We start from the raw sequence: 22,756 nt of genomic DNA, 5'->3' as shown, positions 1-22,756 counted from the left end.
TGTAGAGCGAGGGAAACAAAAAAGCGCCCCGAAGGGCGCCAAACCAAGCGTCCCGAAAGGACGCTTTCCACCAACAGGCCCGGCACCATGCCGGACCCATATCCATTCACATCACTTCTGGGTGACGGTGTGCTGGCCTTCCAGGCGGGCCACGGCCTCGCGGTAGGCAGGGCCGCTGCGCAGTTGCTGGTAGCGGGCCAGGCCGCGCTGGTATTCGGCCGAGTTGTAGCCGATTTCGCGGTCAGCCGAGGGCGAGGGCAGGTAGGTCATGCCTGCCTGGTGCCACATCTCGAGGTCGGCCAGCACTTCGGCGCGGCTCAGGCCTGCGGTGGCGGAGGACGAGGGGGAAACGGCTTCTTGGGCCATTGCAGTGCCGGCGAGGCCCAGGGTCAGGGCGGCCAGTGCAGCGGAGAGGGTACGCATGTCAGATCCTTTCAAAAGGCCGCTCGGCATTCATTTCCTCACGGCATGGACGTACTATGCGGCGCTGCAGCATTCTTCGTCTGTGCGTTTTCTCACGTGTTTTGGCATCCAGCCCGGGCGGCCCGCTGCCTTTTCACCCGTGCTCCCCTCGACAGAAGGCCGATTCACGCGTTCTAGAAACAGTGTTTTTCGCGGCTTGAAACAGCCGCGGCAGACAAGGCTCAGCGCGCTTCCTCGAGCAGCACGCGCAGGCCTTCGACATGGCAGATGCGCAGGTTGCGGCCTTCGCGCCGCAGCAGGCCCAGGCGCACCAGGCGCGACATCTCGCGCGCCACTTCCTCGCGGCTGGAGCCCAGCATCAGGGCCAGATCGGTCTGCCGGGGCGCGGGGGCGAGCAGGGCCTGCCCCTGCTCCTCCCCGGCCAGTTCGGCGCGCTCCAGCAGCAGGGCATGCAGTCGGCTGCGCACGCTGAGGGTTCCCAGATTGACCATGCGCCGCGCCAGCGTCACGGCCAGGCTGCTGAGCCGCACGATGAAGGCGCGCAGCACCCGGGGCTCGCTCATCAGCAGTGCTTCCACATCCTCGGGCGCGAGCGAGGCCACCAGGCTGGGTTCTCCCGCCTCGACGACCAGTGGTATGCCCCCGCATTCGTTTTGCTGCTGCTGCATCTGGCCGCCGACGAACATGCCTGTGGCAATTTCACCGAGCGTCAGCCCGCGTCCGTTCGCGGCATAGCTGCTGACGCGCAGGCTGCCGTGGACGAGCATGTACATGCGCTGGTCGGCATAGGCGCCCTCCAGCCTCTGGTGCGTGGCCAGTTGCTGCCAGCGGCATTGCGCCGCCAGTTCGGCCAGGCGCTCGTCGGACAGGCTTTGCAGCACATGGACTTGGCGCAGGCCCTGCCAGGCCACGGCGGGAAGAAGCGGAGATGTCTGTAAGGAACCGGACATGGTGCAACACCGTTGAAGCGCATCCGCAGGGCCTGTGCGGGCCCTGTCGTCCGTCGCGGGAAGTACAGCATAGCGGGATCGCATAGACTCGTCGCGCGCCGGGAATCGCACTGTCCGGCTCCCCGGATGGCCGCACCGCGCAGCACAGAAAAAAGGGAGGGCTTCATGGAAGCGAGCATCGAATCGGCACGACCACCCGCGCGCCCGCAGGCCACCGTGGCGGCCTGGGCGCAATCCGTGGAACAGGCGATCGCCAGCCAGCAATGGCATGGGGCCTGGCGTGCACTCATAGACGCCGCCCTGCCGGCCGAAACCGCCGTGCAGCAGAGCCTGCTGACTGCGCTGGACGCCTGGGATGGCCTCGCTGCCGATTCCGGCGCAGAGCCCCGCCGCGCGCTGGTGCAGCAGGTTTTCGACGCCCTGCATGCCGCCCATGCCCCGGGCCAGGCGCTGCAGGCCGATTCCGCACCTCCCAGCGCGCACCGTGCATACCGTGCGCACCGCATACTGGGACGGCAACTGGTCAAGCGCTACCGGCGCGGCGGCTTTGCGCTGGGGCCGGTGGATGTGGCCGTGGAGCCCGGCACCATCCTCGGACTGGTGGGCGAGAACGGCAACGGCAAGACCACGTTGCTGCGCCTGCTGGCCGCCGATCTGGCGCCCGACGCGGGGCAGCTGGACTGGGGCGTTCCCGCCGCCGATGCCTACCTGCTGCGCACACAGCTCGCCTATATCCCCCAGCGCCCGGCCGTCTGGAGCGGGCGCCTGATGGACCATCTGCAATTCGCCGCGCGCAGCCATGGCGCCGTGGGCCCACGCAACATCTGCCTGGTACAGCTGGTCATCGCGCAGCTGGGGCTGCGCGCCTTCCGGGGCCACCAGTGGAAACAGCTGTCCTCGGGCTACAAGATGCGCTTCGAGCTGGCGCGCGCCCTGCTGTGCCGGCCGCGCGTGCTGCTGCTGGACGAGCCGCTGGCCAACCTGGACATCAACGCCCAGCAGACCCTGTTGACCGATCTGCAGTCGCTGGCGCGCTCGCCCTGGCAACCCATGGCCCTGGTGCTGAGTTCACAGCAGCTGTACGAGGTGGAAAAGGTGGCCGACCAGGTGCTGTTCCTGGAGCAAGGCCAGCCGCGCAGCGTTCAGCAGAGCTTTGCCGCCATGCAAGGCTGCGCCATCGAGTTCGAGACCGGCTGGGCCATGGCGCAACTGAAACCCTGGCTGGACCAGCTGCCATCCCATACGCACCAGCTCAGCGGCCAGACCCACATCGTGAGTTTTCACGTGCCCTTCACGGCAGCGCAGTTCCTGGCGCAGGCCGTGCAGGCACAGATGCCCGTGCGCTATTTCCGCGACATCACCGCATCCACCCGCCGCCTGTTCGTGAGGGACTGAGCCATGCCACGTTTTTCCGATATGACGAACCGCTGGGACCAATGGGTGCTGATGCGCTGCCCCCTGCTGTGGCAGTTGCGGCTGCACTGGTATCTGCCGCTGGCGCTGCTGTGGTGCGTGCTGGTGCTGGGCATCTGGATGCAATGGATGGCCGAACCCGCGCGCTGGATGGGCTCCCTGCCCGGCGTTGCGTCCACGGCACAGCAAACGCCCGAGCAATTGGCACTGGACATCGGCTCCGTCGTGGCCTGGATCGTGGCGATCGGCCTGGCGCTGTGGTGGTTGCTGCGCGTGCGCATCCACAACCGCTGGCGCGAACACGCCCCCGTGGGCCGCTGGGGCCTGTGGTGGGAGTACCTGTGGGGAGCCTTGTTCCTATCGCTATTGTTCGCGCCTGCGATCGCCTTTTCGCCCATCTATGAAATGCGGATGCAGCGCCAATGGTCGGACACGGATGTCAGTGCACAGATCCAGACTGTCGAGCAAGTCGCAGCCCTGGAGGCGCTTGTCGCGCCACGCCAGGCGGCCATGCTCGTGGAATGGATACGTGTGCTGCGCGAGGAAGAGGTCGATCCGGCGAAGTACCCGGGCATCCAGGCCTTGGTCTGGTTGATGCGCGGAGACCAGGGCGCGATTGCCGCGACGCTGGAGCGCTACGGCCAGCCATTGCAGGCCAGAGGCTATGTGCGCCAGTCTGCCAGCTCCGCGCAGGACCAGGCGGAGCACCTGCTGGCCAGCTACCGCAGCGCGCTGCAATCCCCCCTGGCCCAGGAATGGCGCGCCTACCTGGCAGCGAACCCGCAACCAGAGACTGGCGAGAAGGTATCCAGAGCGCAGAACTCCAACTGCAAACCACCCCTGGGTCGCAGCAGGCCTTTGGATCTGGAGCCGGATCCGCGCAAATGCTTCGGTACCTATCTGGCCCAGAGCAACCGTGAGTGGCTCATGCTGCTGGAGAGGTTCGACAGCCGGTGGAGCCCGCTGCAGCATGTGCAATGGCAGCACCCGCGCTACGGCCTGGCCCTGCCGGCCTACCAGGAAAGCCATCTGCGGCGCGCTGACAGGTCCCGCGACGACGAATGGCCAAGGATGTCCCAGTTGCTTGCGGCCGCCAGCGTTGGCTTCTTCCTCGCCTTGGCCCTGGTGCTGGTGCGCCTGATGCCCGCCATGCAGCTGGTGGCCTGGGGCGCATGCCTGGTCCTGACCTTGCTTGGCAGCGTGCTGGCCGGGATGCTGGGAATCACCAACCTCTATGTGCTGGGGCTGTTTCCCGCCGCGCTGATATCGGTCGCCTGGCTGCGCATCCGTGTGCTCAAGCGCCCCTGGGCCGGCGCGGTGCTGCTGGCCCTGGGCATGTCGCTGGCCCTGATATGGCTCGCCGCCGCCTGGTCCAAGTGGTCCGCACTGCTGTTGCCCCAACCCGCCGGCAGCGCAGACCCTTGGACGGATACCCAGCACTGGCTGGACCTGCTGATGGGCGCGCCTGCCGTGGCAGCCAGCACGGCCACGCTCGTGGCCCTGCTGTCTCCGCTGTGGCGCCGATGGCGTGGCCTGCCCGAAAGGTGACGGAACAGCAAAGGACAGCTCAGGGACAGGTGCCCCCGGCGCGCATCGCATAGACTCGCGGCAATTCCATCCCCCTCCGAGCGCCCCATGACCCAAGCCCCCGTCACCGCCGGCACGCCCTACGGCACCATCCCTCCCGCCTCGCCGCTGCCCCAGCGCCGCCCCGTGAGCCTTCCGCGCCTGGCGCAGATGCGCGAGGCCGGCGAGAAGATCACCATGGTCACCGCCTACGACGCCACCTTCGCGGCCGTGGCCGATGCGGCCGGCGTGGAGTGCATTTTGGTGGGCGATTCGCTGGGCATGGTCTGCCAGGGCCTGCACAGCACCGTGGGCGTGTCGCTGCAGGACATGTGCTACCACACGGCCAGCGTGGCGCGCGGCCTGCACCGCGTGCAGGGCACGGCCTGGCTGATCGCCGACATGCCCTATGGCAGCTATGCAGAAAGCCGCGAGCAGGCCATGCGCAGCGCCTGCGAGCTGATGCAGGCCGGCGCCCATATGGTCAAGCTCGAAGGCGGCGGCTGGACCGCGCCCACCGTGCAGTTCCTGGTCGAGCGCGGCGTGCCCGTCTGCGCCCACCTGGGCCTGACGCCGCAGACCGTGCATGCGCTGGGCGGCTACCGCGTCCAGGGCAAGAGCGACGAGGGCGCGGCCACGCTGCGCCGCCATGCGCTGGAACTGCAGGATGCAGGCGCCTCCATGCTGGTGCTGGAGATGGTGCCGGCACAGCTGTCGCGCGAACTCACGGCCGAGCTGCCGCACTGCCACACCATCGGCATCGGCGCGGGCAGCGGCACGGCCGGCCAGGTCCTGGTGCTGCACGACATGCTGGGCGTGAACCTGGGCAAGATGGCCCGCTTCGTGCACAACTTCATGGCCGATGCGGGCAGCGTCAAGGGCGCCTTCGAGGCCTATGTACATGCCGTGAAGAACGGCAGCTTCCCCGACGACAGCAAGCACGCCTGGTAGTCCGGCAGGCTGCACGGTCCGTTTTTCCGCTTCCCGCTTCCCGTTCCCCCGTTTTCCCGCTTCCCCGCTTCCCCATGCAAATCGTCCACTCCATCGCCGACCTGCGCGCCATCCTGGCCAGCAAGGGCCGCCCTGCCTTCGTGCCCACCATGGGCAACCTGCACGATGGCCACCTGTCCCTGGTGCGCGCCGCGCGCCAGCACGGCGACATCGTCGTGGCCAGCATCTTCGTGAACCGCCTGCAGTTCCTGCCGCACGAGGATTTCGACAGCTATCCGCGCACCTGGGCGCAGGACTGCGCCAAGCTGGAGAGCGAAGGCTGCGACCTGCTGTTCGCCCCGCGCGAAGCCGATCTCTACCCCGAGCCGCAGACCTTCAAGATCCAGCCCGACGCGCAGCTGGCCGACATCCTCGAAGGCCATTTCCGCCCCGGCTTCTTCACGGGCGTGTGCACCGTGGTGATGAAGCTGTTCTCGGCCGTGTTCTTCGCCAGCGGCGGCGGCACGGCCGTGTTCGGCAAGAAGGACTACCAGCAGCTGCTGGTGATCCGCCGCATGGTCGAGCAGTTCGCCCTGCCCGTGAACATCGTGGCCGGCGACACGGCGCGCGCCGACGACGGCCTGGCGCTGAGTTCGCGCAACGGCTACCTGAGCCCCGATGAACGCCAGCAGGCCATGGCGCTGTCGCACGCACTCAAGCAACTGGCCGACGCCACGCGCGCAGGCCAGGCGCCGCTGGCCGAACTGGAGGCATGGGCCATGCAGTCCCTGGCCGCACAGGGCTGGGAGCCCGACTACCTGACCGTGCGCCTGCGCCGTGACCTGCAGCCGCCGGCCGAGGGCGCGCAACTGGCCGGTGCACCCCTGGTGGCCCTGGGCGCCGCGCGCCTGGGCAAGACGCGCCTGATCGACAACCTGGAGTTCTGATCCAGCGCAAAACCCTGGCGGCCATGGCGATCCAAGCTGGATGCCATGGCCAGGAAATTCCCCATCCACCCCGCCCATCCCGAGCGCACCTGCTGGGGTTGCGACCGCTACTGCGCCCGCGACGAGCTGGCCTGCGGCAACGGATCGGACCGCACACAGCACCCGGTGGAGATCTTTGGCGACGACTGGATGGAGTGGGGCCTGCCGCCCGAGCCGGCGGCAGACAACGCAGCCAGCCTGAAGGACGCGGCGCGCTGAAGTCGCCCACCCCACTTCAAGCGACCGCGGCCACCTCGGCGGCGAGCGCGTCCACCAGCCACTGCGCCTCGGCCACGGCCGGCCGGTGAAGCGGCAGCAGCGCATGGACCTGGAAGGGAATGGAAAACGCCAGCGGCCGCACCACCAGCTGCGGCCCGGCGCAGACTCGCGCCGTCAGCGGATTGACGATGGCCACGCCCAGGCCATGCTGGACCATGGCGCAGACCGCCACGGCGCTGTGGGTCTCCAGGTGCAGCTGGCGCTGCACGCCGGCCTGCTCGAACACGGCATCGATCTGCTGGCGATAGGGGTCGTCTCGCGCCAGGCTGATGAAGCCCTCCCCCGCAAAGTCGCCCGCCTCCAGCACCGGGCGGGCCGCCAGCGCATGCCCTGCCGGCAGCACGGCCACCTCGTCCATGGCGGGCAAAGCCAGAGCACGCGTGCCGGGCGGCGCCTCGGCCAGTTCGGCCAGGCCCAGGTCGTAGCGCTGGGCGGCCATCCACTCCTGCAGCAGCGGCGCCTCCTGCGTGGCCACGCTGACGGCCACGGGGCCGTGCTCCGCATGCAGGCGCGCCAGCGCTGCAGGCAGCAGCGCATGGCTGAGGGCGGGCAGGCACAGCACGTTGATGCGCGCCTGGTGCGGACGCCCCAGGGCCAGCGCATGCTCCACCACCCGGTCCAGCCCCTGCCAGCTGCGCTGCACCTCGGCCCACAGCGACAGGGCGCGTGCCGTGGGCCGCAGCCGGCCCTGGGCGCGCTCGAACAGCGCATAGCCCAGCAGGCTTTCCAGGCGCGCCAGTTCGCGGCTGACGGTGGGCTGGGAGCTGTACAGCATCTGCGCCGCCGCCGTGGCGCTGCCGCTGAGCATGAGCGCGCGAAACACCTCCAGGTGGCGATGGGAGATGCGGGGCTCGGGGGACGTGTGCGACGGCGCGGGGTCTTGCATGGCAAGAGCATATCCAAATCAAATAGACACCATAAGAACAAGCATTGGACTGAATGCCCTCCATCCGCCATCATGCGCGGCAGTTCCCCTGAAAGAGACACCATGTCCAATCCCTTCTCGCCCGCCCAGCTCTGGGCCCTGGCCGACCAGCACGGCACGCCGCTGTGGGTCTATGACGCCGCCACCATCCGCGCGCGCATCGCCCAGCTCAAGGCCTTCGACACCATCCGCTTTGCGCAGAAGGCCTGCTCCAACATCCACATCCTGCGGCTGATGCGCGAGCAGGGCGTGAAGGTGGATGCGGTATCGCGCGGCGAAATCCTGCGCGCGCTGGCCGCCGGCTACGCGGCCGGCCATGGCGACGACCTGCACAGCGACATCGTGTTCACCGCCGACGTGATGGACGAGGCCACGCTGGCCTGCGTGGCCGAGCACAAGGTGCCCGTGAACGCCGGCTCCATCGACATGCTGCACCAGCTGGCCCAGGCCTCGCCCGGCCATCCCGTGTGGCTGCGCATCAACCCCGGCTTCGGCCACGGCCACAGCAACAAGACCAACACGGGCGGCGAGCACAGCAAGCACGGCATCTGGCACAGCGACCTGCTGGCGGCGCTGCAGGCCATCCGCGACGGCGGCCTGAAGCTGGCAGGCCTGCACATGCACATCGGCTCGGGCGTGGACTACGGCCACCTGCAGCAGGTCTGCGGCGCCATGGTCGAGCTGGTGCGCGCCACCCGCCAGGCAGGCCATGACCTGCAGGCCATCTCGGCCGGCGGCGGCCTGTCCATTCCCTACCGCGATGGCGACGCCACCATCGACACCGCCCACTACCACGGCCTGTGGGATGCGGCACGCAAGGACGCCGAGGCCATCGTGGGCCACGCGCTGGGCCTGGAGATCGAGCCGGGCCGCTTCCTGGTGGCCGAGTCGGGCGTGCTGCTGGGCCAGGTACGCGCCACCAAGAACGCGGGCAGCAACCATTTCGTGCTGGTCGATACGGGCTTCAACGAACTGATGCGCCCTTCCATGTACGGCAGCTGGCACGGCATGGAAGTGCTGCGCCGCGACGGCCAGGCCATGCCCCTGCGCGATGCCGTGGTCGCCGGCCCGCTGTGCGAATCGGGCGACGTGTTCACCCAGGGCGATGGCGGCGTGGTGCTGCCGCGCGCGCTGGCAGGCGCCTCGGTGGGCGACCTGCTGGTCATCCATGACACGGGCGCCTATGGCAGCTCCATGTCCAGCAACTACAACACGCGCCCGCTGGCCGCCGAGGTGCTGGTCGACGGCGACAGCGCGCGCCTCATCCGCCGCCGCCAGACGGTGGAGGAACTGCTGGGTCTGGAGCTGGGCCTGTAACTGGGCCTGTAACTGGCATGTAGCGCGCCAGGCGCCAGGATTTCTGACGCAAAAAAGCCCCGGGGCCTTCCAGCTCCGGGGCTTTTTCATCGCCGGGCCGCCCCAAGATGAAAAGCGGCCCCCTCGGGGGGCAGTGGACCTTGCGCAGCAAGGGGAGCGTGTGGGCCATTTTTCATGGACACCGAAGAATCACTCGCCGCGCGGATCGCGCGCCATCAGGTGCTGCACGGCCTCGGCCGCCTGCAGCCGGCCGTCCAGCAGCTCGACCACGGTTTCGGTGATCGGCATCTCCACGTTCAGCAGCCGCGCGCGCGCCAGCACGGTGCGCGCGCTGTACACGCCCTCGGCCACATGGCCCAGCGAGGCCACGGCCTGCTCCAGCGTGCGGCCCTGGGCCAGCAGCAGGCCCACCTTGCGATTGCGCGACAGGTCGCCCGTGGCCGTCAGCACCAGATCGCCCAGGCCGGACAGGCCCATGAAGGTCTCCACCCGCGCGCCCAGGGCCAGGCCCAGTCGCGTCATCTCGGCCAGGCCGCGCGTGATCAGCGCGGCGCGGGCGTTCAGGCCCAGCTGCAGGCCGTCGCACAGGCCGGTGGCAATGGCCAGCACGTTCTTCACGGCGCCGCCCACTTCCACGCCCACGATGTCGGCGTTGGCGTAGACGCGCATGGCATCGCCATGGAAGGCCGCGACCAGGGCGTCATTGACCTCGGCATGCCGGCTGGCCGCCACCAGGGCCGTGGGCTGGTGGCGCGCCACCTCGGCCGCAAAGCTGGGGCCGCTGAGCACACCGCACAGCAGATCGGGCGCCACCTGGGCGCAGACCTCGTGCGCCATCAGTCCATGGGCGGCGGCCGACGCGCCTGCGGGCACGGCCTCGAAGCCCTTGCACAGCCACACCACGGGCGCCCGCACATTGCGCAGGCGGCCCAGCCATTCGCGCAAGGCCGCCATGGGCGTGCCGATCACGATCAGGTCTGCCGCAGCCAGGTGGCCGTCGATCTCGCCATGCACCACCTGCAGCGCGGCAGGCAGCGCCACGCCCGGCAGGTAGCGCGCGTTCTCGCCGCTGTCCCGCATGGCCTGCGCCTGGGCAGCGTCGCGCGCCCACAGCGTCACGACACGTCCGTCATCGCGCGAGGCCGCGCTCATTGCCAGCGCCGTGCCCCAGGCGCCTGCACCAATCACCACAATGTTCATATCTGCCCGACGTTGAAGAAGCGACGTTGATGAAAAAAAGAGGCCCTCGGGCCTCTTTTCTTGTACCACAGCGATGCGACGCGCCTGGGCGCAAGTCTCATCGGCCGGGATGGGACCGGCTTACTGCGGCAGCGAGTTGCCGTCCGCCTGGGCGGCTGCCTGCTGCTGCTCGTACATGGCCTGGAAGTTGATCTCGGCCAAGTGCACGGGCGGGAAGCCGGCGCGTGTGACCACGTCGGCCACGTTGCCGCGCAGGTAGGGATAGATGATCTGGGGGCAGGCAATGCCGATCACGCCACCCATCTGGTCTTCGGGCACGTTGCGGATCTCGAAGATGCCGGCCTGCTTGGCCTCGACCAGGAACACGGTCTTGTCCTGGATCTTGGTCTGCACGGTGGCCGTCACGGCCACTTCGTAGATGCCTTCGGCCACGGGAGTCGCCTCGACGCCGAGCTGGATGTCCACGCTGGGCTGCTCCTGCTCCAGCAGGATGGCGGGCGAATTGGGCTGCTCCAGCGACAGGTCCTTGAGGTAGACGCGCTGGATCTGGAAGACGGGAGTGTCCTGTTCGGCCATGGAATCAGTCTTTCTGGGCAAAAAACCCTGGCACGGCGGCCAGGGCATCAAAAAAATCACCAACAAAATGCCCGCTGCCAATAGGTTGCGCAGCGGGCACCTGGGCCTGCATTATGCAGTGCCCGTGTTTCAGCTTTGCAGCATGGGCACCAGGCCACCGTCGGCGTCCAGCGCCATCAGGTCGTCGCAGCCGCCCACATGGTGGTCGCCGATGAAGATCTGGGGCACCGTACGGCGGCCCGTGCTCTGCATCATCACGTCACGCGCGGCAGGGTCGGTATCGATGCGGATCTCTTCGATCTGCTCCACGCCCTTGGACTTGAGGATCTGCTTGGCCCGGATGCAATAGGGGCAGACAGCGGTGGTGTACATCTTCACGGCTTGCATATGCGACTTTCTTCGAGTGGGCGGCTTGCCGGCTGCAGGCGCCGGGGACGCGGCGCAGCGGCTTCCATCGTGATCAACTGGAGGCGCTTCAGGCCTTTTCAACCGGCATGCCGGCATCGCGCCAGGCCTTCAGGCCACCGGCCAGGGCCTGGGCCTTTTCGTAGCCCAGCTTCTTCGCAATGCCTTCGGCACGCGAGGCGCGGTTGCCCTTGGTGCAGATCAGCACCAGCGGCAGGGCCTTGTTCTTCACGGTGGCAGGCAGCTTTTCCTCGAACTGGCCCAGCGGCACATTCCTGGCGCCATTGGCATGGGCGGCCGCGTACTCCTCGGGCTCGGAGACATCGATGACCACGGCCTTTTGGCGGTTGATCAGTTGCACGGCCTGCGCCGCCGTCAGCGAGCCGCCGCCTGCGCCGCGCACCAGGGGCAGCAGCAGCATCACGCCGGAAGCCAGCGCGATCAGGATCAAATACCAGTTATCGATGATGAATTTCACGTCATTCCTTGGGTTGGCAAACCTGTCAATTCTAGAATGCTGGCTTTTGCCCCCGCGACAGCCCAGCTTTGTCGCATCGAGAGACTTAGAAAGCCGCCATGTACAAGCTCGTGCTGATCCGCCACGGTGAATCCACCTGGAACCTCGAAAACCGCTTCACCGGCTGGACCGATGTGGACCTGACCGCCACCGGCGTCGAACAGGCCAAGAACGCCGGCCGCCTGCTCAAGGCCGAAGGCTACGACTTCGACCTGGCCTTCACCAGCGTGCTCAAGCGCGCCACGCGCACGCTGTGGCACACGCTGGACGAAATGGACCGCACCTGGCTGCCCGTGCAGCACAGCTGGCGCCTGAACGAGCGCCACTACGGCGGCCTGCAGGGACTGAACAAGGCCGACATGGCCAAGCAATACGGCGACGCCCAGGTGCTGGTCTGGCGCCGCAGCTACGACACGCCCCCGCCGGCCCTGGAGCCCCAGGACCCGCGCAGCGAGCGCAGCGACGTGCGCTACGCCCAGCTGGACCCCAGCCAGGTGCCGCTGACCGAATGCCTGAAGGACACGGTCGCGCGCGTGCTGCCGTTCTGGAACGAGTCCATCGCGCCCGCCATCCTGTCCTGCAAGCGCGTCGTGGTTGCCGCGCATGGCAACTCCATCCGCGCGCTGATCAAGTACCTGGACGGCATCTCGGATGACGCCATCGTCGGCGTCAACGTGCCCAACGGCATTCCGCTGGTCTACGAGCTGGATGCCGATCTCAAGCCCATTCGCCACTACTACCTGGGCGATGCCGAGGCTGCCGCCAAGGCGGCAGCCGCCGTGGCCGCACAGGGCAAGGCTTGAGCCTGACCCGCCTGAGGTGAGCGCCTGCTACGGAAATTGCACTTGCTGCGCCGTTTTTAGGGAACCACGCGGGCGCTTGCCTTTCCAAGCGGGTGTATATTGACGCGGTTAAAGGGGTGATATGGGCCAGAAAATCAAAATTGCCGGCTGGGTTTCCGTAGGCGTAATCGCCGGAGCACTGACCACGGTTTCCTTGCAGACCGTGGCCCGCGGTGCCATGACCCCGCTGCCGCTGGAAGAGATCCAGCAGCTGTCCGCCGTCTTCGGCCTGATCAAGACCGACTATGTCGAGTCGGTCGACGACAAGAAGCTGATCACCGATGCCATCTCCGGCATGGTGTCCAGCCTCGATCCGCATTCGCAGTACTTCGACAAGAAGTCCTACAAGGAATTCCGCGAGGGCACCTCGGGCCGCTTCGTCGGCGTAGGCATCGAGATCACGCAGGAAGACGGCCTGATCAAGGTCGTCTCGCCCATCGAAGGCTCCCCCGCCTTCCGCGCGGGCCTGAAGACAGGCGACCTGATCACCAAGATCGACGACACGGCCGTCAAGGGCCTGTCGCTCAACGACGCCGTCAAGCGCATGCGCGGCGAGCCCAACACCAAGGTGCAGCTGACCATCCTGCGCAAGGATGAAAGCCGCAGCTTCCCCGTGACCATCACGCGCGAGGAAATCAAGACGCAATCCGTCAAGGGCAAGGTCATCGAGCCCGGCTACGGCTGGATTCGTCTGAGCCAGTTCCAGGAACGCACGGTGGACGACTTCGTGCGCAAGGTCGAAGAGCTGTACAAGCAGGAACCCAACATGAAGGGCCTGGTGCTGGACCTGCGCAACGACCCGGGCGGCCTGCTGGACGCGGCCGTCGCCATCTCGGCAGCCTTCCTGCCGCCCGATGTGACCGTGGTGTCCACCAACGGCCAGCTGGCCGAGAGCAAGGAAACCTACAAGGCCTCGCCCAGCTTCTATGCCCGCCGCGGCATGGGAGACCCGCTGCAGCGCCTGCCTGCCTCGCTCAAGAAGCTGCCGCTGGTGGTGCTGGTCAACGAAGGCTCGGCATCGGCCAGCGAAATCGTGGCCGGCGCCCTGCAGGACCACAAGCGTGCGGTCATCATGGGCAGCCAGACCTTCGGCAAGGGCTCGGTGCAGACCGTTCGCCCGCTGGGTCCCGACACGGGCCTGAAGCTGACCACGGCCCGCTACTACACGCCCAGCGGCAAATCCATCCAGGCCAAGGGCATCGTTCCTGACGTGATGGTGGACGAGACCCCTGAAGGCGATCTGTTCGCTGCCCTGCGCATGCGCGAGGCCGACCTGGAAAAGCACCTGTCCAGCGGACAGGGCGCCGAAGTCAAGGACGAAGTGCGCGAGAAGGCCCGCGAGGAAGCCCGCAAGCGCCTGGAGGAAGAGGCCAAGAAGCCCCTGGCCGAGCGTCGCCTGCCCGAGTTCGGCACCGAAAAGGACTTCCAGCTGCAGCAGGCGCTCAACCGCCTCAAGGGCCAGCCCGTCATGGTCAGCAAGACCCTGACCGAGCGCGAGCCCGAAAAGAAGGAAAACTGAAGAGCGCGGACCGGGTCCGCGCTCCCACCAAGCCGGGCCCGCGCCCGGCTTTTTCACGTCTGGAGACGCGAATGAACGACGATCAACTGCTGCGCTACTCGCGCCACATCCTGCTGGACGAGATCGGCATCGAAGGCCAGGAGCGCATCCTGGCAGCGCATGTGCTCATCATCGGCGCAGGCGGCCTGGGCGCGCCTGCCTCGCTGTACCTGGGCTCGGCCGGCATCGGCCGCATCACCCTGGTGGACGACGATGCCGTGGACATGACCAACCTGCAGCGCCAGATTGCCCACACCACCGATCGCGTGGGCCAGCCCAAGGTGCAATCCATACGCACGGCCGTGCATGCCATCAACCCCGGCATCCGCATTGATTGCCGCCAGCAGCGCGCAGACGATGCCCTGCTCGACGAGCTCGTGCCCCAAGCCACGGTGGTGCTGGACTGCACGGACAACTACCGCACGCGCCACATGATCAACGCGGCCTGCGTGCGGCACAAGGTGCCCCTGGTGGCGGGGGCGGCCATCCGCCTGGACGGCCAGCTCATGGTGATGGACCCACGCGACGAGAACTGCGCCTGCTATGCCTGCGTATTCCCGCCGGAGGCGCAGTTCGAGGAAGTGCAGTGCTCGACCATGGGCGTCTTCGCCCCCGTGGTCGGCGTCATGGGCACGCTGCAGGCGGCCGAAGCCCTCAAGCTGATCGCGGGTTTTGGCACGCCTGCAACAAACCGCCTGACCATGTTCGACAGCCGCAGCCTCGATTGGAGTAGCATGCAAACCACCCGTGTGCCGGACTGTCCCGTTTGCGGCAACAAGGCGTAGGAATCGGCTGACTTCCAGGCCGATCCCCCACTGGCACAATCGCCCGCTGTCGCGCAGGACAATGAAGGCCGGGTTCCGCCGGACTCCGATTGCCATCCGCGTCCCTATTGGATACAGCCGTGAAATTGCGCACCTATCTTGTTGAAGACAACCCTACGATCCGCGAGAACCTGATCGCCACGCTCGAGGAACTCGCCGATGTCGAGGCCGTGGGCATCGCCGAGACGGAAAGCGCGGGGACGGACTGGCTTCAGCAGAACCCCGATGCATGGGATCTGGCCATCGTCGACCTGTTCCTGCGCCAGGGCAGCGGCCTGGGTGTGCTCACCGCCTGCCGCGAGCGCCAGCCGCACCAGAAGATCGTGGTGCTCAGCAACTACGCCACCCCTGACATCCGCAGCCGCTGCGCCCAGCTCGGCGTGGATGCGGTCTTCGACAAGTCCAATGAGATCGATGCACTCATGGACTATTGCATGAATATCGACGCCGCATCGCTCAATCAACTCAAAACAGCCTGAACCCAAAACACGGCATTTTTACTCTCCATCAAAGAAAAAGGCTGCACGACTTGATAATCGTGCAGCCCGTATTTTCTATTGACTGGAAATCAGTCGATCAGCCGGTTTTTCAGCGCGTAATACGTGAGATCGCTGTTGGATGACAATCCCATTTTCTCCATAAGCCGCGTGCGATAGGTACTGACCGTCTTCACGCTCAGCGAGAGCGATTTCGCAATATCACCTGCCGTTTCGCCGCGCGCGAGTTTGAGGAAGACCTGGAACTCACGCTCGGACAGCTGTTCATGCGCTGGCGCGTCATCCTTGCGGTTGAGCTGCTGGGCCAGCAGGTCGGCCACGGCCGGCGTCAGGTAGCGGCGGCCCAGGGCCACGGTGCGGATCGCTTCGGCAATCTCCTGGGGATCGCATTCCTTGTTCAGGTAGCCGCTGGCGCCCTGGCGGATCAGGTTGATCGCGTAGTGCTCCTCGGGATATCCGCTCAGGATCAGGATGCCCATGTCGGGGGCCTTGGCCCGCAGCATGGCCAGCGCATCGATGCCGCTTTGCCCGGGCATGGACAGGTCCATCAGCAGCACGTCGATCTCGTGGGCTCGGACCAGGTCGATGGCCTCACGGCCATTGGCGGCCTCACCGACTACACGCAGGTCCACATGTTCCGAGAGAAACTGACGCAGACCCGAGCGCACAATTGCATGGTCGTCCACAATGCCGATTCTGATCATGAATACCTCTTTTTCGGGGGACCAGCAGGAACGCCGGTCGTGCAAACAATATATGGTAACGGCCGGGGCAGGAACTGCTCCGGCTGCCGATAACACGAATTATGCAGAATATCGGCGAAGATCTTGTAGGTGAGAGGATGCTTATGCGTTGGATAAATTTCCGAAGAATTGCGATCAGCCTGGCATTTGCCATCGTTGCGGCCGTGCTGCTTGTCAGCATTAACGAGGCCAGCTACAAGCGCTCGACCAAGGCGCTGGAGGCCATGACCCAGACCCAGGCGACCCGCTCGGAAATCAGCCAACTGCTGCGGTTGATGCTCGATGCAGAGACCGGCCTGCGCGGCTACCTGCTCACGGGGGAGGAGCGCTACCTGGAGCCCTACAGCAAGGCGATCACGGCCATCAACTACAACATGGACGAGTTGCGCCAGATCTTCATCTACGACCCCCAGGAACTGGCCATCTTCACGCCGCTGGCCCGCCAGGTCGAGCGCAAGATGAGCGAGATGGAGTTGAGCCTGCGCCTGTACCGCCAGGGCAACGAGGAAGCCTGGCGCTTCGTCATGTTCACGGACGTGGGCATGGAGAACATGGACGCCATCCGGGACTACACCGGCAAGCTGCTGTCAGGCATAGACGAGCGCTCGGCCAAGAACCTGCAGGATATCGAGCACACGCTGTCGCTGTCGCGCATAGGCATTGCCACGGTGACCGCGCTGGGCGTGCTGGGCTTTTTCATGTACCTGCGCCAGGCCCACGCGCTGCAGCAGGCCCATCAGCGCGAGCAGGAAATCCAGCGTGACGAGCGCAACCGCCTTGAAGCCCTGGTGCGCGAACGCACGGCCACGCTGACGGAGCTGGCCAACCACTTGCAGCAGGTGCGCGAGGATGAGCGCGGCCACCTGGCGCGCGAGCTGCACGATGAACTGGGCTCGCTGCTGACGGCGGCCAAGCTCGATGTGGCCCGGCTCAAATCCAAGATCGACCTCAGCGCCCCCGACGTGGGAGAGCGCGTCAGCCATCTGGTGGAGACGCTCAACAGCGGCATTGCCCTCAAGCGCCGCATCATCGAGGACCTGCGTCCTTCGTCACTGTCCAACCTGGGCCTGACCACGGCGCTGGAAATCCTGGCACGCGAATTCGGCGAGCGCAGCGGCATCGAGGTCACAGCGAACCTGGAGCAGGTGGAGCTGCCGGAATCGACCCAGCTCACGGTCTACCGCATCGTGCAGGAGTCGCTGACCAATATCGGCAAATACGCCAAGGCCAGCCACGTACTGGTCTCCGTGCACAACTACCCGACCTATGTGACGGTGCAGATCCAGGACGATGGCGAGGGCTTCGAGACCTCGGCCATGCGCCCCAACTCCCACGGGCTGGCCGGCATGCGCCATCGCGTGGAGGCGGCAGGCGGGCGGCTGACCGTCTCCTCCGAACTGGGCAAGGGCACGGCCATCTCCGCCGTCATTCCGCTGAGCCCGGCATCCGCCTGACCACGACGCATCGCCTGCACGCACAACCCCTGCCCGGCGCCGCCCTGGCAGGGGTTTTTCTTGATGGGCACTGCGGGCCGGCGCTTTTCCTACACCCACCCCCTGCCTAACCCTGACGCCATGCCACGCCGGGCACCGTCAATCCGGCCTCGGGCGGCTCGGTACAGTCAATCGCATGGGAACAGCACTCGGCTCCTGACAGCCAGATGCCGTTTCTTGGCAACGAACAACCAAGGAGTTCTACATGCTGCACTACGCCATCGTGTTTTTCGTGATCGCTCTCGTCGCCGCCATCTTCGGCTTTGGCGGAATTGCGGCAGGTGCTGTAGGCATCGCCAAGATCCTGTTCTATATTTTCGTGATCATGGCTGTAGTCACCTTTGTGATGAGCCTGATCAAGAAGTAGCGGCGGCGCCGCCTTCAGCCACCTGCCAGCCCAAGCCCGCCTCCGGCGGGCAGCCAGCCCGGCAGCCCGACCGCCTTTCCCATTCATGCAAGTTTTGAGGAGATAGAACCAATGAGCCAAGCCGAGAAAGCCGTGAACAAAGCCGCCGATACCGCCAAGGACGTTGCCCAGGACGTAGCAGACACTGCCAAGGAAGCCGTCAACACCACGCGCCGCACTGCAGCAAATGCTCTGGACAAGGCCGAGGAAGGCGTGAAGTCCATCGAGCGTGAACTGAATCCCGTCATCGACGACCTCGCGGCACGTGCCCAGGAACTGGCCACGCGCGGAATCAACTTCTGCGCCGACAGCTCCGACCGCGCCCGCCGCCAGCTGCAATCTGCCACGGAAGCCACCACGCGCTACGTCATCGAGCAGCCTGGCCGCTCCATGCTGCTGGCAGCAGCCACGGGCGCAGCCCTGGCCACCGCGTTCTTCATGAGTTCCCGCTCGCGCAAGTGAGCTGCAGCCCAGCCCCCGAGTTCCCTCGACTACCGTTTCCCTCCATTTCTTGTCCAAGAAAGAACTGACCATGCAAAAGTACACCCGTGCCATCGCTTTCGCTCTCGTCGCCGGCGCCACCGTGCTCGGCACCACCGCCTGCTCCGTGGCCCGCGACCAGCAGACCGTGGGTTCGTATGTGGATGACGCCGGCATCACCACTGCCGTGAAGGCCAAGATGGCAGAGGACAAGAGCGTCTCGGCCACCTCCATCAGCGTCGAGACCCTGAACGGCACGGTGCAACTGTCGGGCTTTGCCAAGTCGGAGTCGGAAAAGGCCCGCGCTGCCGAGATCGCACGCACCACCAAGAACGTGCGCGAAGTGCGCAACAGCATCGTGGTTCGCCCCTGATGCAGGCCCCCATGGGGCCATCGAAAGGCCGGTGTCATCCGGCCTTTTTTCATTGCAGGGCCACCCCGGTGAAAACCACCCTTGGGGGAATCTGACCTTGCAGCGCCAGGGCGACATGGGAATCATTTTTCATGACGCCAGGGCATACGGCGTAAAGTGACCGACATGCGAGTTTTCAACTGCGATGCCTGCGGCCACCCGGTTTTCTTCGACAGCGTTCAATGCGTGCACTGCGGCGCCACCCTGGCCTTCCTGCCAGAGCGACTGCATGTGGCTTGCCTGCGACCGGTTTCCGGCGCGCGGGACAGCGCGCTGTGGGAGAGCCTGTCCTCCCTGGGCGCAGGCAAGCCGCCAGGCCGCCTCTACAAGATGTGCAGCCACCGGGGACCTGTGGGCCAGTGCAACTTCGCCCTGCCCGCCGACGACCCCCACGCGCTGTGCGAATCCTGCCGCCAGACACGCTGGCTGCCCGATCTGTCAGACCCGGCCAATGCCTTGCGCTGGACCAAGATCGAGGCGGCCAAGCGCCAGCTGTTCTATACGCTGGCCCGCCTGGGCCTGGGCCCCAGGCCTGGAGAGGACGGGCCGCGCTTCGAACTGCTGGCCGACCTGCCCGGGCAGGCGCCGGTGATGACCGGCCATGCCAACGGCACCATCACGCTGAACGTGGTGGAGGCCGACGATGCCGAGCGTGCCCGGCGCCGCCAGGCGCTGCATGAGCCCTACCGGACGCTGGTGGGCCATCTGCGCCATGAGTCCGGCCACTTCTTCTGGGACAGGCTGGTGGTGGGCGCGGGCCGTATCGAGGAATTCCGCCGCCTGTTCGGCGACGAGCGCCAGGACTATGCCCAGGCCCTGCAGAACTACTACGCACGCAGCCCGCTGGATGGGCAGTGGCGCGACAACTTCGTCAGCGCCTATGCCACCTCCCACCCGTGGGAAGACTGGGCCGAAAGCTGGGCCCATTACCTGCACATGGTGGATCTGCTGGAGACTGCGGCCAGCTATGGCACCTGCATCACCTTGCCAGGAGGCGCAGGCACGGCGGCGGGCATGGGAACGCCGGCCGCGCTGTGCGTGCAGGACCCGTTCGCGGTCCCTGCCCGGCCAGACTTCGGCACCATGCTGGACCAGTGGGTGCCGCTGACGCTGCTGACCAACAGCCTCAACCGCAGCCTGGGCCACGGGGATGCCTATCCGTTCGCTCTTTCAATGGGCGCGCGGCGCAAGCTGGAATTCGTGCATGCGGCCGTGAATGCAAGTGCCGCCACGCAGAGCGCCTGATATCGTGAACTCGTCATGGGGGCGGGCCAAGGCGCCTGGCCGGCCTCCCTCTCTCAAGGAGCGCGATTGGCCTGCACCTTCTCAAGCAGTCGCGTGCGCACGTTGGGCGAGACGAACTTGTCGATCTCGCCATCCAGCGTGGCGATCTCGCGCACGAAGGTGCTGCTGATGAACTGGTAGCGGTCGCTGGGCGTGAGGAAGACGGTTTCCACCTCGGGCATCAGCGTGCGGTTCATGCCGGCAAGCTGAAACTCGTAGTCGAAGTCGGTGACCGCACGCAGGCCGCGCACCATGGCCTTGCCGCCGCGCTCGACCACGAAGTCGCGCAGCAGGCCATGAAAGCTCTCGACCTGGACATGGGGATAGATGGACACGGCCTCGCGCACCATCTCCATGCGCTCCTCGAGATTGAACATGGTCTTCTTGTGGTGGCCCGCCGCCACGGCGACGATGACGTGGCTGAACAGCTGGGTCGCGCGGCGCACCACGTCTTCATGACCCAGCGTGATCGGATCGAAAGTTCCGGGATAGACGGCAATCACGTCGTGGCTCATGGCGTTCACTTTCCTTGGCTGCGCGTGCCCTGGTCCGGCACGGATGGCGCATTATGCATTGCACTGCAGCATGGCCCGTCGGCTGCGCGACAGCCGCATTCCTGCGCTGGAACACGGCTGCGGCGCCAGCCTACTCGTCCTGCGCGGCCTTGCGCAGCAGATGGGCGTGGACGGCACCCGCCTTGAGATGGCGGAACAGCTGCAGGCCGCCAGCCTCGGCCAGTTGCTCCTCGGTCCAGGCCTGGGGCGCCTCCAGATAGACATAGCCCTGGGCGGAGACGGCCAGCGCAGCGGCCTTCAGCGCAGGCTCGAACAGCTCGGCATGGTCGAACGGCGGATCGATCAGCACCAGGTCCAGCGTGCCCGGCGCCACCTGGCGCAGGCAGCCGATGCCATCGCCGCGCAGCACGCGCACGGACTGGGCGTCCAGGCGCTCGCGCAGGCGCTGCAGCTGCAGCACCAGGGCGGCGTCCTGCTCGTTCATCAGCACGCTGGTCGCGCCGCGCGATGCGGCCTCGAAGCCCAGCGCACCCGTGCCCGCGAAGGCGTCCAGGCAGTGCCAGCCCGTCAGGTCCTGGCCCAGCCAGTTGAACAGGGTCTCGCGCACGCGGTCCGGCGTGGGGCGCAGGCCCGGGCGCTGCGCCACGGGCAGACGCGTGCGGCGCCACTGGCCGCCGATGATGCGGACCTCGCCCGCACCCGAGGGTGCCGGCTTGCCCGCCTTTGCCTTTGCGGCCGGTGCTGCGGCAGGCGCCTTGGGCGCCGCGGCCTCGGCCGTGGCCTTTTCCAGCCAGCGCTTGCCGGCAGGGGTATGCAGTTTGATGCTGTTGCGGCTCATTGCTTGCCTCCCACAACGACGGTCACCATGCGATCGGGCTGCAGCATGCGCTGCATGGCCTCGCGCACATCACGCACGGTCAGCGCCTGCACGCGCTCGGTCCAGTGCTCCAGATAGTCCAGCGGCAGGCCGTTCCACGCGATGTTGGCCACATTGCCCAGCAGCTTGCGGTTGCTGTCGATGCGCAGCGCAAAGCCGCCGATCAGATTGTCCTTGGCGGCCTTGAGCTCCTTCTCGGTCGGGCCGTCGGCGACAAAGCGGCGCAGCGTGTCCTGCGACACCTTCAAGGCCTCGGCCGCCTGGTCGGGGCGTGTCTGCAGGGCGATCGTGAAGGCCCCCGCGTCCAGGCCTGGCGAGAAGTCGCTGTAGACGCTGTAGCTCAGGCCGCGCTTTTCGCGCACTTCCTCGGTCAGCCGCGAGGTGAAGCCGCCGCCGCCCAGGATGTGGTTGCCCACGAGCACGGCCATGAAGTCCGGGCTGTTGCGTGCAATGCCGGGCTGGGCGATCAGCACCTGCGCCTGGGCCGAGGCGAAGGGGATGTTCTCGTTGACCGGCGCCTTGAGCGCCTGCACCTTGGGCACGTCGGGCAGCGGAGCGCAGGCACTGGCGTCCTGGCCCTGGGCCGCCTGCAGCGGAGCCAGCAATTGCTGCACCAGCTGGTCGGCCTGCTCGCGGCTGACGGCGCCGACGATGCTGACCTTGGCACGGCAGGCGGCGATCAGCCGGCGGTGGAAGGACTGCATGTCCGACAGGTCGATGCGCGACAGGCTCTCGGCCGTGGCACGCGCACCGTAGGGGTGGGTGCCGAACACGCCCTGGCTCAGGGCCTTGCCGGCCACCGTTCCGGGGCGCGTGTCCGATTCCTTGATGGCCGCAGTCCAGCGCTCGCGCTCGCGCAGCCACACATCCTGCGGCCAGCTGGGGCTGGCGATCTGGCGCGCGGCCAGGGCCACGGCGCGCTGCAGCAGCGCAGGCTCGGTCAGGGAGCGCAGCCCGTAGCTGAAGCTGTCGCGGCCCGCCTGGGCGCCAAAGCTGGCACCCAGATCGGCCCAGGCCTGGCCCAGGCCGTTTTCATCGAGAGCAGGCGCGCTGCCCTGGGCCGTGACGCCCTTGGACGCCATCAGCGCCACGGCGCTGGCCAGGCCGACCTGATTGGCGGGATCGCGCCGGCTGCCGGCGTCGAAATCCATCTGCACATCGACCATGGGAATGCCCGGGCTGTCCACCAGCCAGACCTGCGCCCCGCTGGGCTGGGTCCAGTGCTGGATGGGCAGCAAGGCCCATGCGGACGTGGCGCCAAAGCCCAGGCCCACGCTTGCCAGCACGGAGCTGGCCACCATCTTTTTCATGTTCTTCATCTTCACTCCAGCGTGCTTC

The 22,756-nt window shown here is 66.8% G+C and carries 26 protein-coding genes; 15 read left to right on the top strand and 11 right to left on the bottom strand.

All coding sequences use genetic code 11. The annotated features are described in order from the left end of the window. Positions 1-111 precede the first annotated feature (111 nt). Both ACN20X_RS08485 and ACN20X_RS08480 read right to left on the bottom strand, forming a co-directional pair. The gene (locus ACN20X_RS08485) at positions 112-423 is read right to left on the bottom strand and encodes a DUF4148 domain-containing protein (protein ID WP_016449055.1); all 312 of its coding nucleotides are present in this window, start codon (positions 421-423) and stop codon (positions 112-114) included. Between the two features lie 221 nt (positions 424-644). After that, positions 645-1,373: a Crp/Fnr family transcriptional regulator gene (locus ACN20X_RS08480; protein WP_473210462.1), complete on the bottom strand. Its 729-nt coding sequence runs from the start codon at positions 1,371-1,373 to the stop codon at positions 645-647. Positions 1,374-1,538: 165 nt separating this feature from the next. Here ACN20X_RS08480 and ACN20X_RS08475 point away from each other — a divergent pair, with 165 nt between their 5' ends. The 5 genes from ACN20X_RS08475 to ACN20X_RS08455 all read left to right on the top strand — a co-directional run bounded on the left by ACN20X_RS08475 (position 1,539) and on the right by ACN20X_RS08455 (position 6,487). After that, a complete protein-coding gene (locus tag ACN20X_RS08475; RefSeq protein ID WP_473210461.1) occupies positions 1,539-2,768 on the top strand; it encodes an ATP-binding cassette domain-containing protein in 1,230 nt (409 codons plus the stop codon). 3 nt (positions 2,769-2,771) lie between these two features. After that, positions 2,772-4,334 (top strand): hypothetical protein, encoded by a 1,563-nt coding sequence (locus ACN20X_RS08470; RefSeq protein WP_473210460.1) that lies wholly within the window; start codon positions 2,772-2,774, stop codon positions 4,332-4,334. A gap of 87 nt (positions 4,335-4,421) precedes the next feature. Next, the gene (gene panB / locus ACN20X_RS08465) at positions 4,422-5,303 is read left to right on the top strand and encodes a 3-methyl-2-oxobutanoate hydroxymethyltransferase (protein WP_012203749.1); all 882 of its coding nucleotides are present in this window, start codon (positions 4,422-4,424) and stop codon (positions 5,301-5,303) included. A 74-nt stretch (positions 5,304-5,377) separates the two neighbouring features. Beyond that, positions 5,378-6,229, top strand: coding sequence for a pantoate--beta-alanine ligase (gene panC, locus ACN20X_RS08460; protein WP_017404238.1), 852 nt, complete (start codon positions 5,378-5,380; stop codon positions 6,227-6,229). 45 nt (positions 6,230-6,274) lie between these two features. After that, positions 6,275-6,487, top strand: a complete 213-nt coding sequence (locus ACN20X_RS08455) for a DUF3079 domain-containing protein (protein WP_016454156.1) — start codon at positions 6,275-6,277, stop codon at positions 6,485-6,487. A 16-nt stretch (positions 6,488-6,503) separates the two neighbouring features. On the opposite strand, the gene ACN20X_RS08450 is transcribed toward ACN20X_RS08455, so the two are convergent. After that, positions 6,504-7,433 (bottom strand): LysR family transcriptional regulator, encoded by a 930-nt coding sequence (locus ACN20X_RS08450; RefSeq protein ID WP_473210459.1) that lies wholly within the window; start codon positions 7,431-7,433, stop codon positions 6,504-6,506. Positions 7,434-7,535: 102 nt separating this feature from the next. Here ACN20X_RS08450 and lysA point away from each other — a divergent pair, with 102 nt between their 5' ends. Next, entirely contained in the window at positions 7,536-8,789 is a 1,254-nt protein-coding gene (gene lysA, locus ACN20X_RS08445; RefSeq protein ID WP_061288232.1) for a diaminopimelate decarboxylase, read from the top strand. A 189-nt stretch (positions 8,790-8,978) separates the two neighbouring features. Here the strand turns inward: lysA and ACN20X_RS08440 are convergent, their stop codons facing one another. From ACN20X_RS08440 to ACN20X_RS08425, 4 genes are all read right to left on the bottom strand, one after another. Beyond that, a complete protein-coding gene (locus tag ACN20X_RS08440) occupies positions 8,979-9,989 on the bottom strand; it encodes an NAD(P)H-dependent glycerol-3-phosphate dehydrogenase (RefSeq protein WP_017404234.1) in 1,011 nt (336 codons plus the stop codon). A 120-nt stretch (positions 9,990-10,109) separates the two neighbouring features. Continuing rightward, positions 10,110-10,565 (bottom strand): protein-export chaperone SecB, encoded by a 456-nt coding sequence (secB, locus tag ACN20X_RS08435; protein WP_013803924.1) that lies wholly within the window; start codon positions 10,563-10,565, stop codon positions 10,110-10,112. 129 nt (positions 10,566-10,694) lie between these two features. Further along, the gene (gene grxC / locus ACN20X_RS08430) at positions 10,695-10,952 is read right to left on the bottom strand and encodes a glutaredoxin 3 (RefSeq protein ID WP_016449064.1); all 258 of its coding nucleotides are present in this window, start codon (positions 10,950-10,952) and stop codon (positions 10,695-10,697) included. Between the two features lie 88 nt (positions 10,953-11,040). Continuing rightward, entirely contained in the window at positions 11,041-11,448 is a 408-nt protein-coding gene (locus tag ACN20X_RS08425; RefSeq protein WP_017404233.1) for a rhodanese-like domain-containing protein, read from the bottom strand. A gap of 98 nt (positions 11,449-11,546) precedes the next feature. Here ACN20X_RS08425 and gpmA point away from each other — a divergent pair, with 98 nt between their 5' ends. From gpmA to ACN20X_RS08405, 4 genes are all read left to right on the top strand, one after another. Next, a complete protein-coding gene (gpmA, locus tag ACN20X_RS08420) occupies positions 11,547-12,290 on the top strand; it encodes a 2,3-diphosphoglycerate-dependent phosphoglycerate mutase (protein ID WP_473210458.1) in 744 nt (247 codons plus the stop codon). 121 nt (positions 12,291-12,411) lie between these two features. Then, complete coding sequence (locus tag ACN20X_RS08415; RefSeq protein WP_016449067.1) at positions 12,412-13,848, top strand: S41 family peptidase; 1,437 nt, start codon at positions 12,412-12,414, stop codon at positions 13,846-13,848. Between the two features lie 71 nt (positions 13,849-13,919). Beyond that, positions 13,920-14,672, top strand: coding sequence for a HesA/MoeB/ThiF family protein (locus ACN20X_RS08410; protein WP_017404230.1), 753 nt, complete (start codon positions 13,920-13,922; stop codon positions 14,670-14,672). 119 nt (positions 14,673-14,791) lie between these two features. After that, on the top strand, positions 14,792-15,190 hold the full coding sequence (locus ACN20X_RS08405) for a response regulator (RefSeq protein ID WP_013803928.1): 399 nt from the start codon (positions 14,792-14,794) through the stop codon (positions 15,188-15,190). Between the two features lie 89 nt (positions 15,191-15,279). On the opposite strand, the gene ACN20X_RS08400 is transcribed toward ACN20X_RS08405, so the two are convergent. Continuing rightward, entirely contained in the window at positions 15,280-15,912 is a 633-nt protein-coding gene (locus ACN20X_RS08400; RefSeq protein WP_012203736.1) for a response regulator, read from the bottom strand. 143 nt (positions 15,913-16,055) lie between these two features. Between ACN20X_RS08400 and ACN20X_RS08395 the strand changes: the two genes are divergently transcribed. The 5 genes from ACN20X_RS08395 (at position 16,056) to ACN20X_RS08375 (ending at position 19,987) form a co-directional block, all read left to right on the top strand. Then, positions 16,056-17,405, top strand: a complete 1,350-nt coding sequence (locus tag ACN20X_RS08395; protein ID WP_016449069.1) for a sensor histidine kinase — start codon at positions 16,056-16,058, stop codon at positions 17,403-17,405. Positions 17,406-17,649: 244 nt separating this feature from the next. Then, entirely contained in the window at positions 17,650-17,811 is a 162-nt protein-coding gene (locus tag ACN20X_RS08390; RefSeq protein ID WP_013803930.1) for a DUF1328 domain-containing protein, read from the top strand. Positions 17,812-17,922: 111 nt separating this feature from the next. After that, the gene (locus ACN20X_RS08385) at positions 17,923-18,312 is read left to right on the top strand and encodes a hypothetical protein (RefSeq protein ID WP_016449070.1); all 390 of its coding nucleotides are present in this window, start codon (positions 17,923-17,925) and stop codon (positions 18,310-18,312) included. A gap of 70 nt (positions 18,313-18,382) precedes the next feature. Then, positions 18,383-18,703, top strand: a complete 321-nt coding sequence (locus ACN20X_RS08380) for a BON domain-containing protein (RefSeq protein WP_012203732.1) — start codon at positions 18,383-18,385, stop codon at positions 18,701-18,703. A gap of 165 nt (positions 18,704-18,868) precedes the next feature. Continuing rightward, on the top strand, positions 18,869-19,987 hold the full coding sequence (locus ACN20X_RS08375) for a zinc-binding metallopeptidase family protein (RefSeq protein ID WP_016449071.1): 1,119 nt from the start codon (positions 18,869-18,871) through the stop codon (positions 19,985-19,987). 53 nt (positions 19,988-20,040) lie between these two features. Here the strand turns inward: ACN20X_RS08375 and coaD are convergent, their stop codons facing one another. From coaD to ACN20X_RS08360, 3 genes are all read right to left on the bottom strand, one after another. Beyond that, on the bottom strand, positions 20,041-20,541 hold the full coding sequence (gene coaD / locus ACN20X_RS08370; RefSeq protein WP_016449072.1) for a pantetheine-phosphate adenylyltransferase: 501 nt from the start codon (positions 20,539-20,541) through the stop codon (positions 20,041-20,043). Positions 20,542-20,671: 130 nt separating this feature from the next. Then, positions 20,672-21,379 (bottom strand): 16S rRNA (guanine(966)-N(2))-methyltransferase RsmD, encoded by a 708-nt coding sequence (rsmD, locus tag ACN20X_RS08365; RefSeq protein WP_016449073.1) that lies wholly within the window; start codon positions 21,377-21,379, stop codon positions 20,672-20,674. Further along, on the bottom strand, positions 21,376-22,737 hold the full coding sequence (locus ACN20X_RS08360; protein ID WP_046985885.1) for a M16 family metallopeptidase: 1,362 nt from the start codon (positions 22,735-22,737) through the stop codon (positions 21,376-21,378). Before ACN20X_RS08360 ends, rsmD begins: the two co-directional genes overlap by 4 nt. Positions 22,738-22,756 lie beyond the last annotated feature (19 nt).

It is taken from the genome of Delftia sp. PX-1, assembly GCF_055797465.1.
The sequence above is the reverse complement of the archived record's forward strand: the minus strand, read 5'-3'. Positions and strand labels throughout refer to the sequence as shown.

What these genes read in the sequence shown, in the direction of transcription:
- ACN20X_RS08480 (WP_473210462.1), bottom strand. Translation starts at nt 1,373, where the DNA reads ATGTCCGGTTCCTTACAGACATCTCCGCTTCTTCCCGCCGTGGCCTGG.
- ACN20X_RS08410 (WP_017404230.1), top strand. Translation starts at nt 13,920, where the DNA reads ATGAACGACGATCAACTGCTGCGCTACTCGCGCCACATCCTGCTGGAC.
- ACN20X_RS08455 (WP_016454156.1), top strand. Translation starts at nt 6,275, where the DNA reads ATGGCCAGGAAATTCCCCATCCACCCCGCCCATCCCGAGCGCACCTGC.
- ACN20X_RS08375 (WP_016449071.1), top strand. Translation starts at nt 18,869, where the DNA reads ATGCGAGTTTTCAACTGCGATGCCTGCGGCCACCCGGTTTTCTTCGAC.
- ACN20X_RS08380 (WP_012203732.1), top strand. Translation starts at nt 18,383, where the DNA reads ATGCAAAAGTACACCCGTGCCATCGCTTTCGCTCTCGTCGCCGGCGCC.
- ACN20X_RS08470 (WP_473210460.1), top strand. Translation starts at nt 2,772, where the DNA reads ATGCCACGTTTTTCCGATATGACGAACCGCTGGGACCAATGGGTGCTG.
- ACN20X_RS08390 (WP_013803930.1), top strand. Translation starts at nt 17,650, where the DNA reads ATGCTGCACTACGCCATCGTGTTTTTCGTGATCGCTCTCGTCGCCGCC.
- ACN20X_RS08475 (WP_473210461.1), top strand. Translation starts at nt 1,539, where the DNA reads ATGGAAGCGAGCATCGAATCGGCACGACCACCCGCGCGCCCGCAGGCC.
- gpmA (WP_473210458.1), top strand. Translation starts at nt 11,547, where the DNA reads ATGTACAAGCTCGTGCTGATCCGCCACGGTGAATCCACCTGGAACCTC.
- panC (WP_017404238.1), top strand. Translation starts at nt 5,378, where the DNA reads ATGCAAATCGTCCACTCCATCGCCGACCTGCGCGCCATCCTGGCCAGC.
- ACN20X_RS08395 (WP_016449069.1), top strand. Translation starts at nt 16,056, where the DNA reads ATGCGTTGGATAAATTTCCGAAGAATTGCGATCAGCCTGGCATTTGCC.
- panB (WP_012203749.1), top strand. Translation starts at nt 4,422, where the DNA reads ATGACCCAAGCCCCCGTCACCGCCGGCACGCCCTACGGCACCATCCCT.
- ACN20X_RS08485 (WP_016449055.1), bottom strand. Translation starts at nt 423, where the DNA reads ATGCGTACCCTCTCCGCTGCACTGGCCGCCCTGACCCTGGGCCTCGCC.
- ACN20X_RS08400 (WP_012203736.1), bottom strand. Translation starts at nt 15,912, where the DNA reads ATGATCAGAATCGGCATTGTGGACGACCATGCAATTGTGCGCTCGGGT.
- grxC (WP_016449064.1), bottom strand. Translation starts at nt 10,952, where the DNA reads ATGCAAGCCGTGAAGATGTACACCACCGCTGTCTGCCCCTATTGCATC.
- coaD (WP_016449072.1), bottom strand. Translation starts at nt 20,541, where the DNA reads ATGAGCCACGACGTGATTGCCGTCTATCCCGGAACTTTCGATCCGATC.
- ACN20X_RS08450 (WP_473210459.1), bottom strand. Translation starts at nt 7,433, where the DNA reads ATGCAAGACCCCGCGCCGTCGCACACGTCCCCCGAGCCCCGCATCTCC.
- ACN20X_RS08385 (WP_016449070.1), top strand. Translation starts at nt 17,923, where the DNA reads ATGAGCCAAGCCGAGAAAGCCGTGAACAAAGCCGCCGATACCGCCAAG.
- ACN20X_RS08360 (WP_046985885.1), bottom strand. Translation starts at nt 22,737, where the DNA reads ATGAAGAACATGAAAAAGATGGTGGCCAGCTCCGTGCTGGCAAGCGTG.
- rsmD (WP_016449073.1), bottom strand. Translation starts at nt 21,379, where the DNA reads ATGAGCCGCAACAGCATCAAACTGCATACCCCTGCCGGCAAGCGCTGG.
- ACN20X_RS08440 (WP_017404234.1), bottom strand. Translation starts at nt 9,989, where the DNA reads ATGAACATTGTGGTGATTGGTGCAGGCGCCTGGGGCACGGCGCTGGCA.
- secB (WP_013803924.1), bottom strand. Translation starts at nt 10,565, where the DNA reads ATGGCCGAACAGGACACTCCCGTCTTCCAGATCCAGCGCGTCTACCTC.
- lysA (WP_061288232.1), top strand. Translation starts at nt 7,536, where the DNA reads ATGTCCAATCCCTTCTCGCCCGCCCAGCTCTGGGCCCTGGCCGACCAG.
- ACN20X_RS08415 (WP_016449067.1), top strand. Translation starts at nt 12,412, where the DNA reads ATGGGCCAGAAAATCAAAATTGCCGGCTGGGTTTCCGTAGGCGTAATC.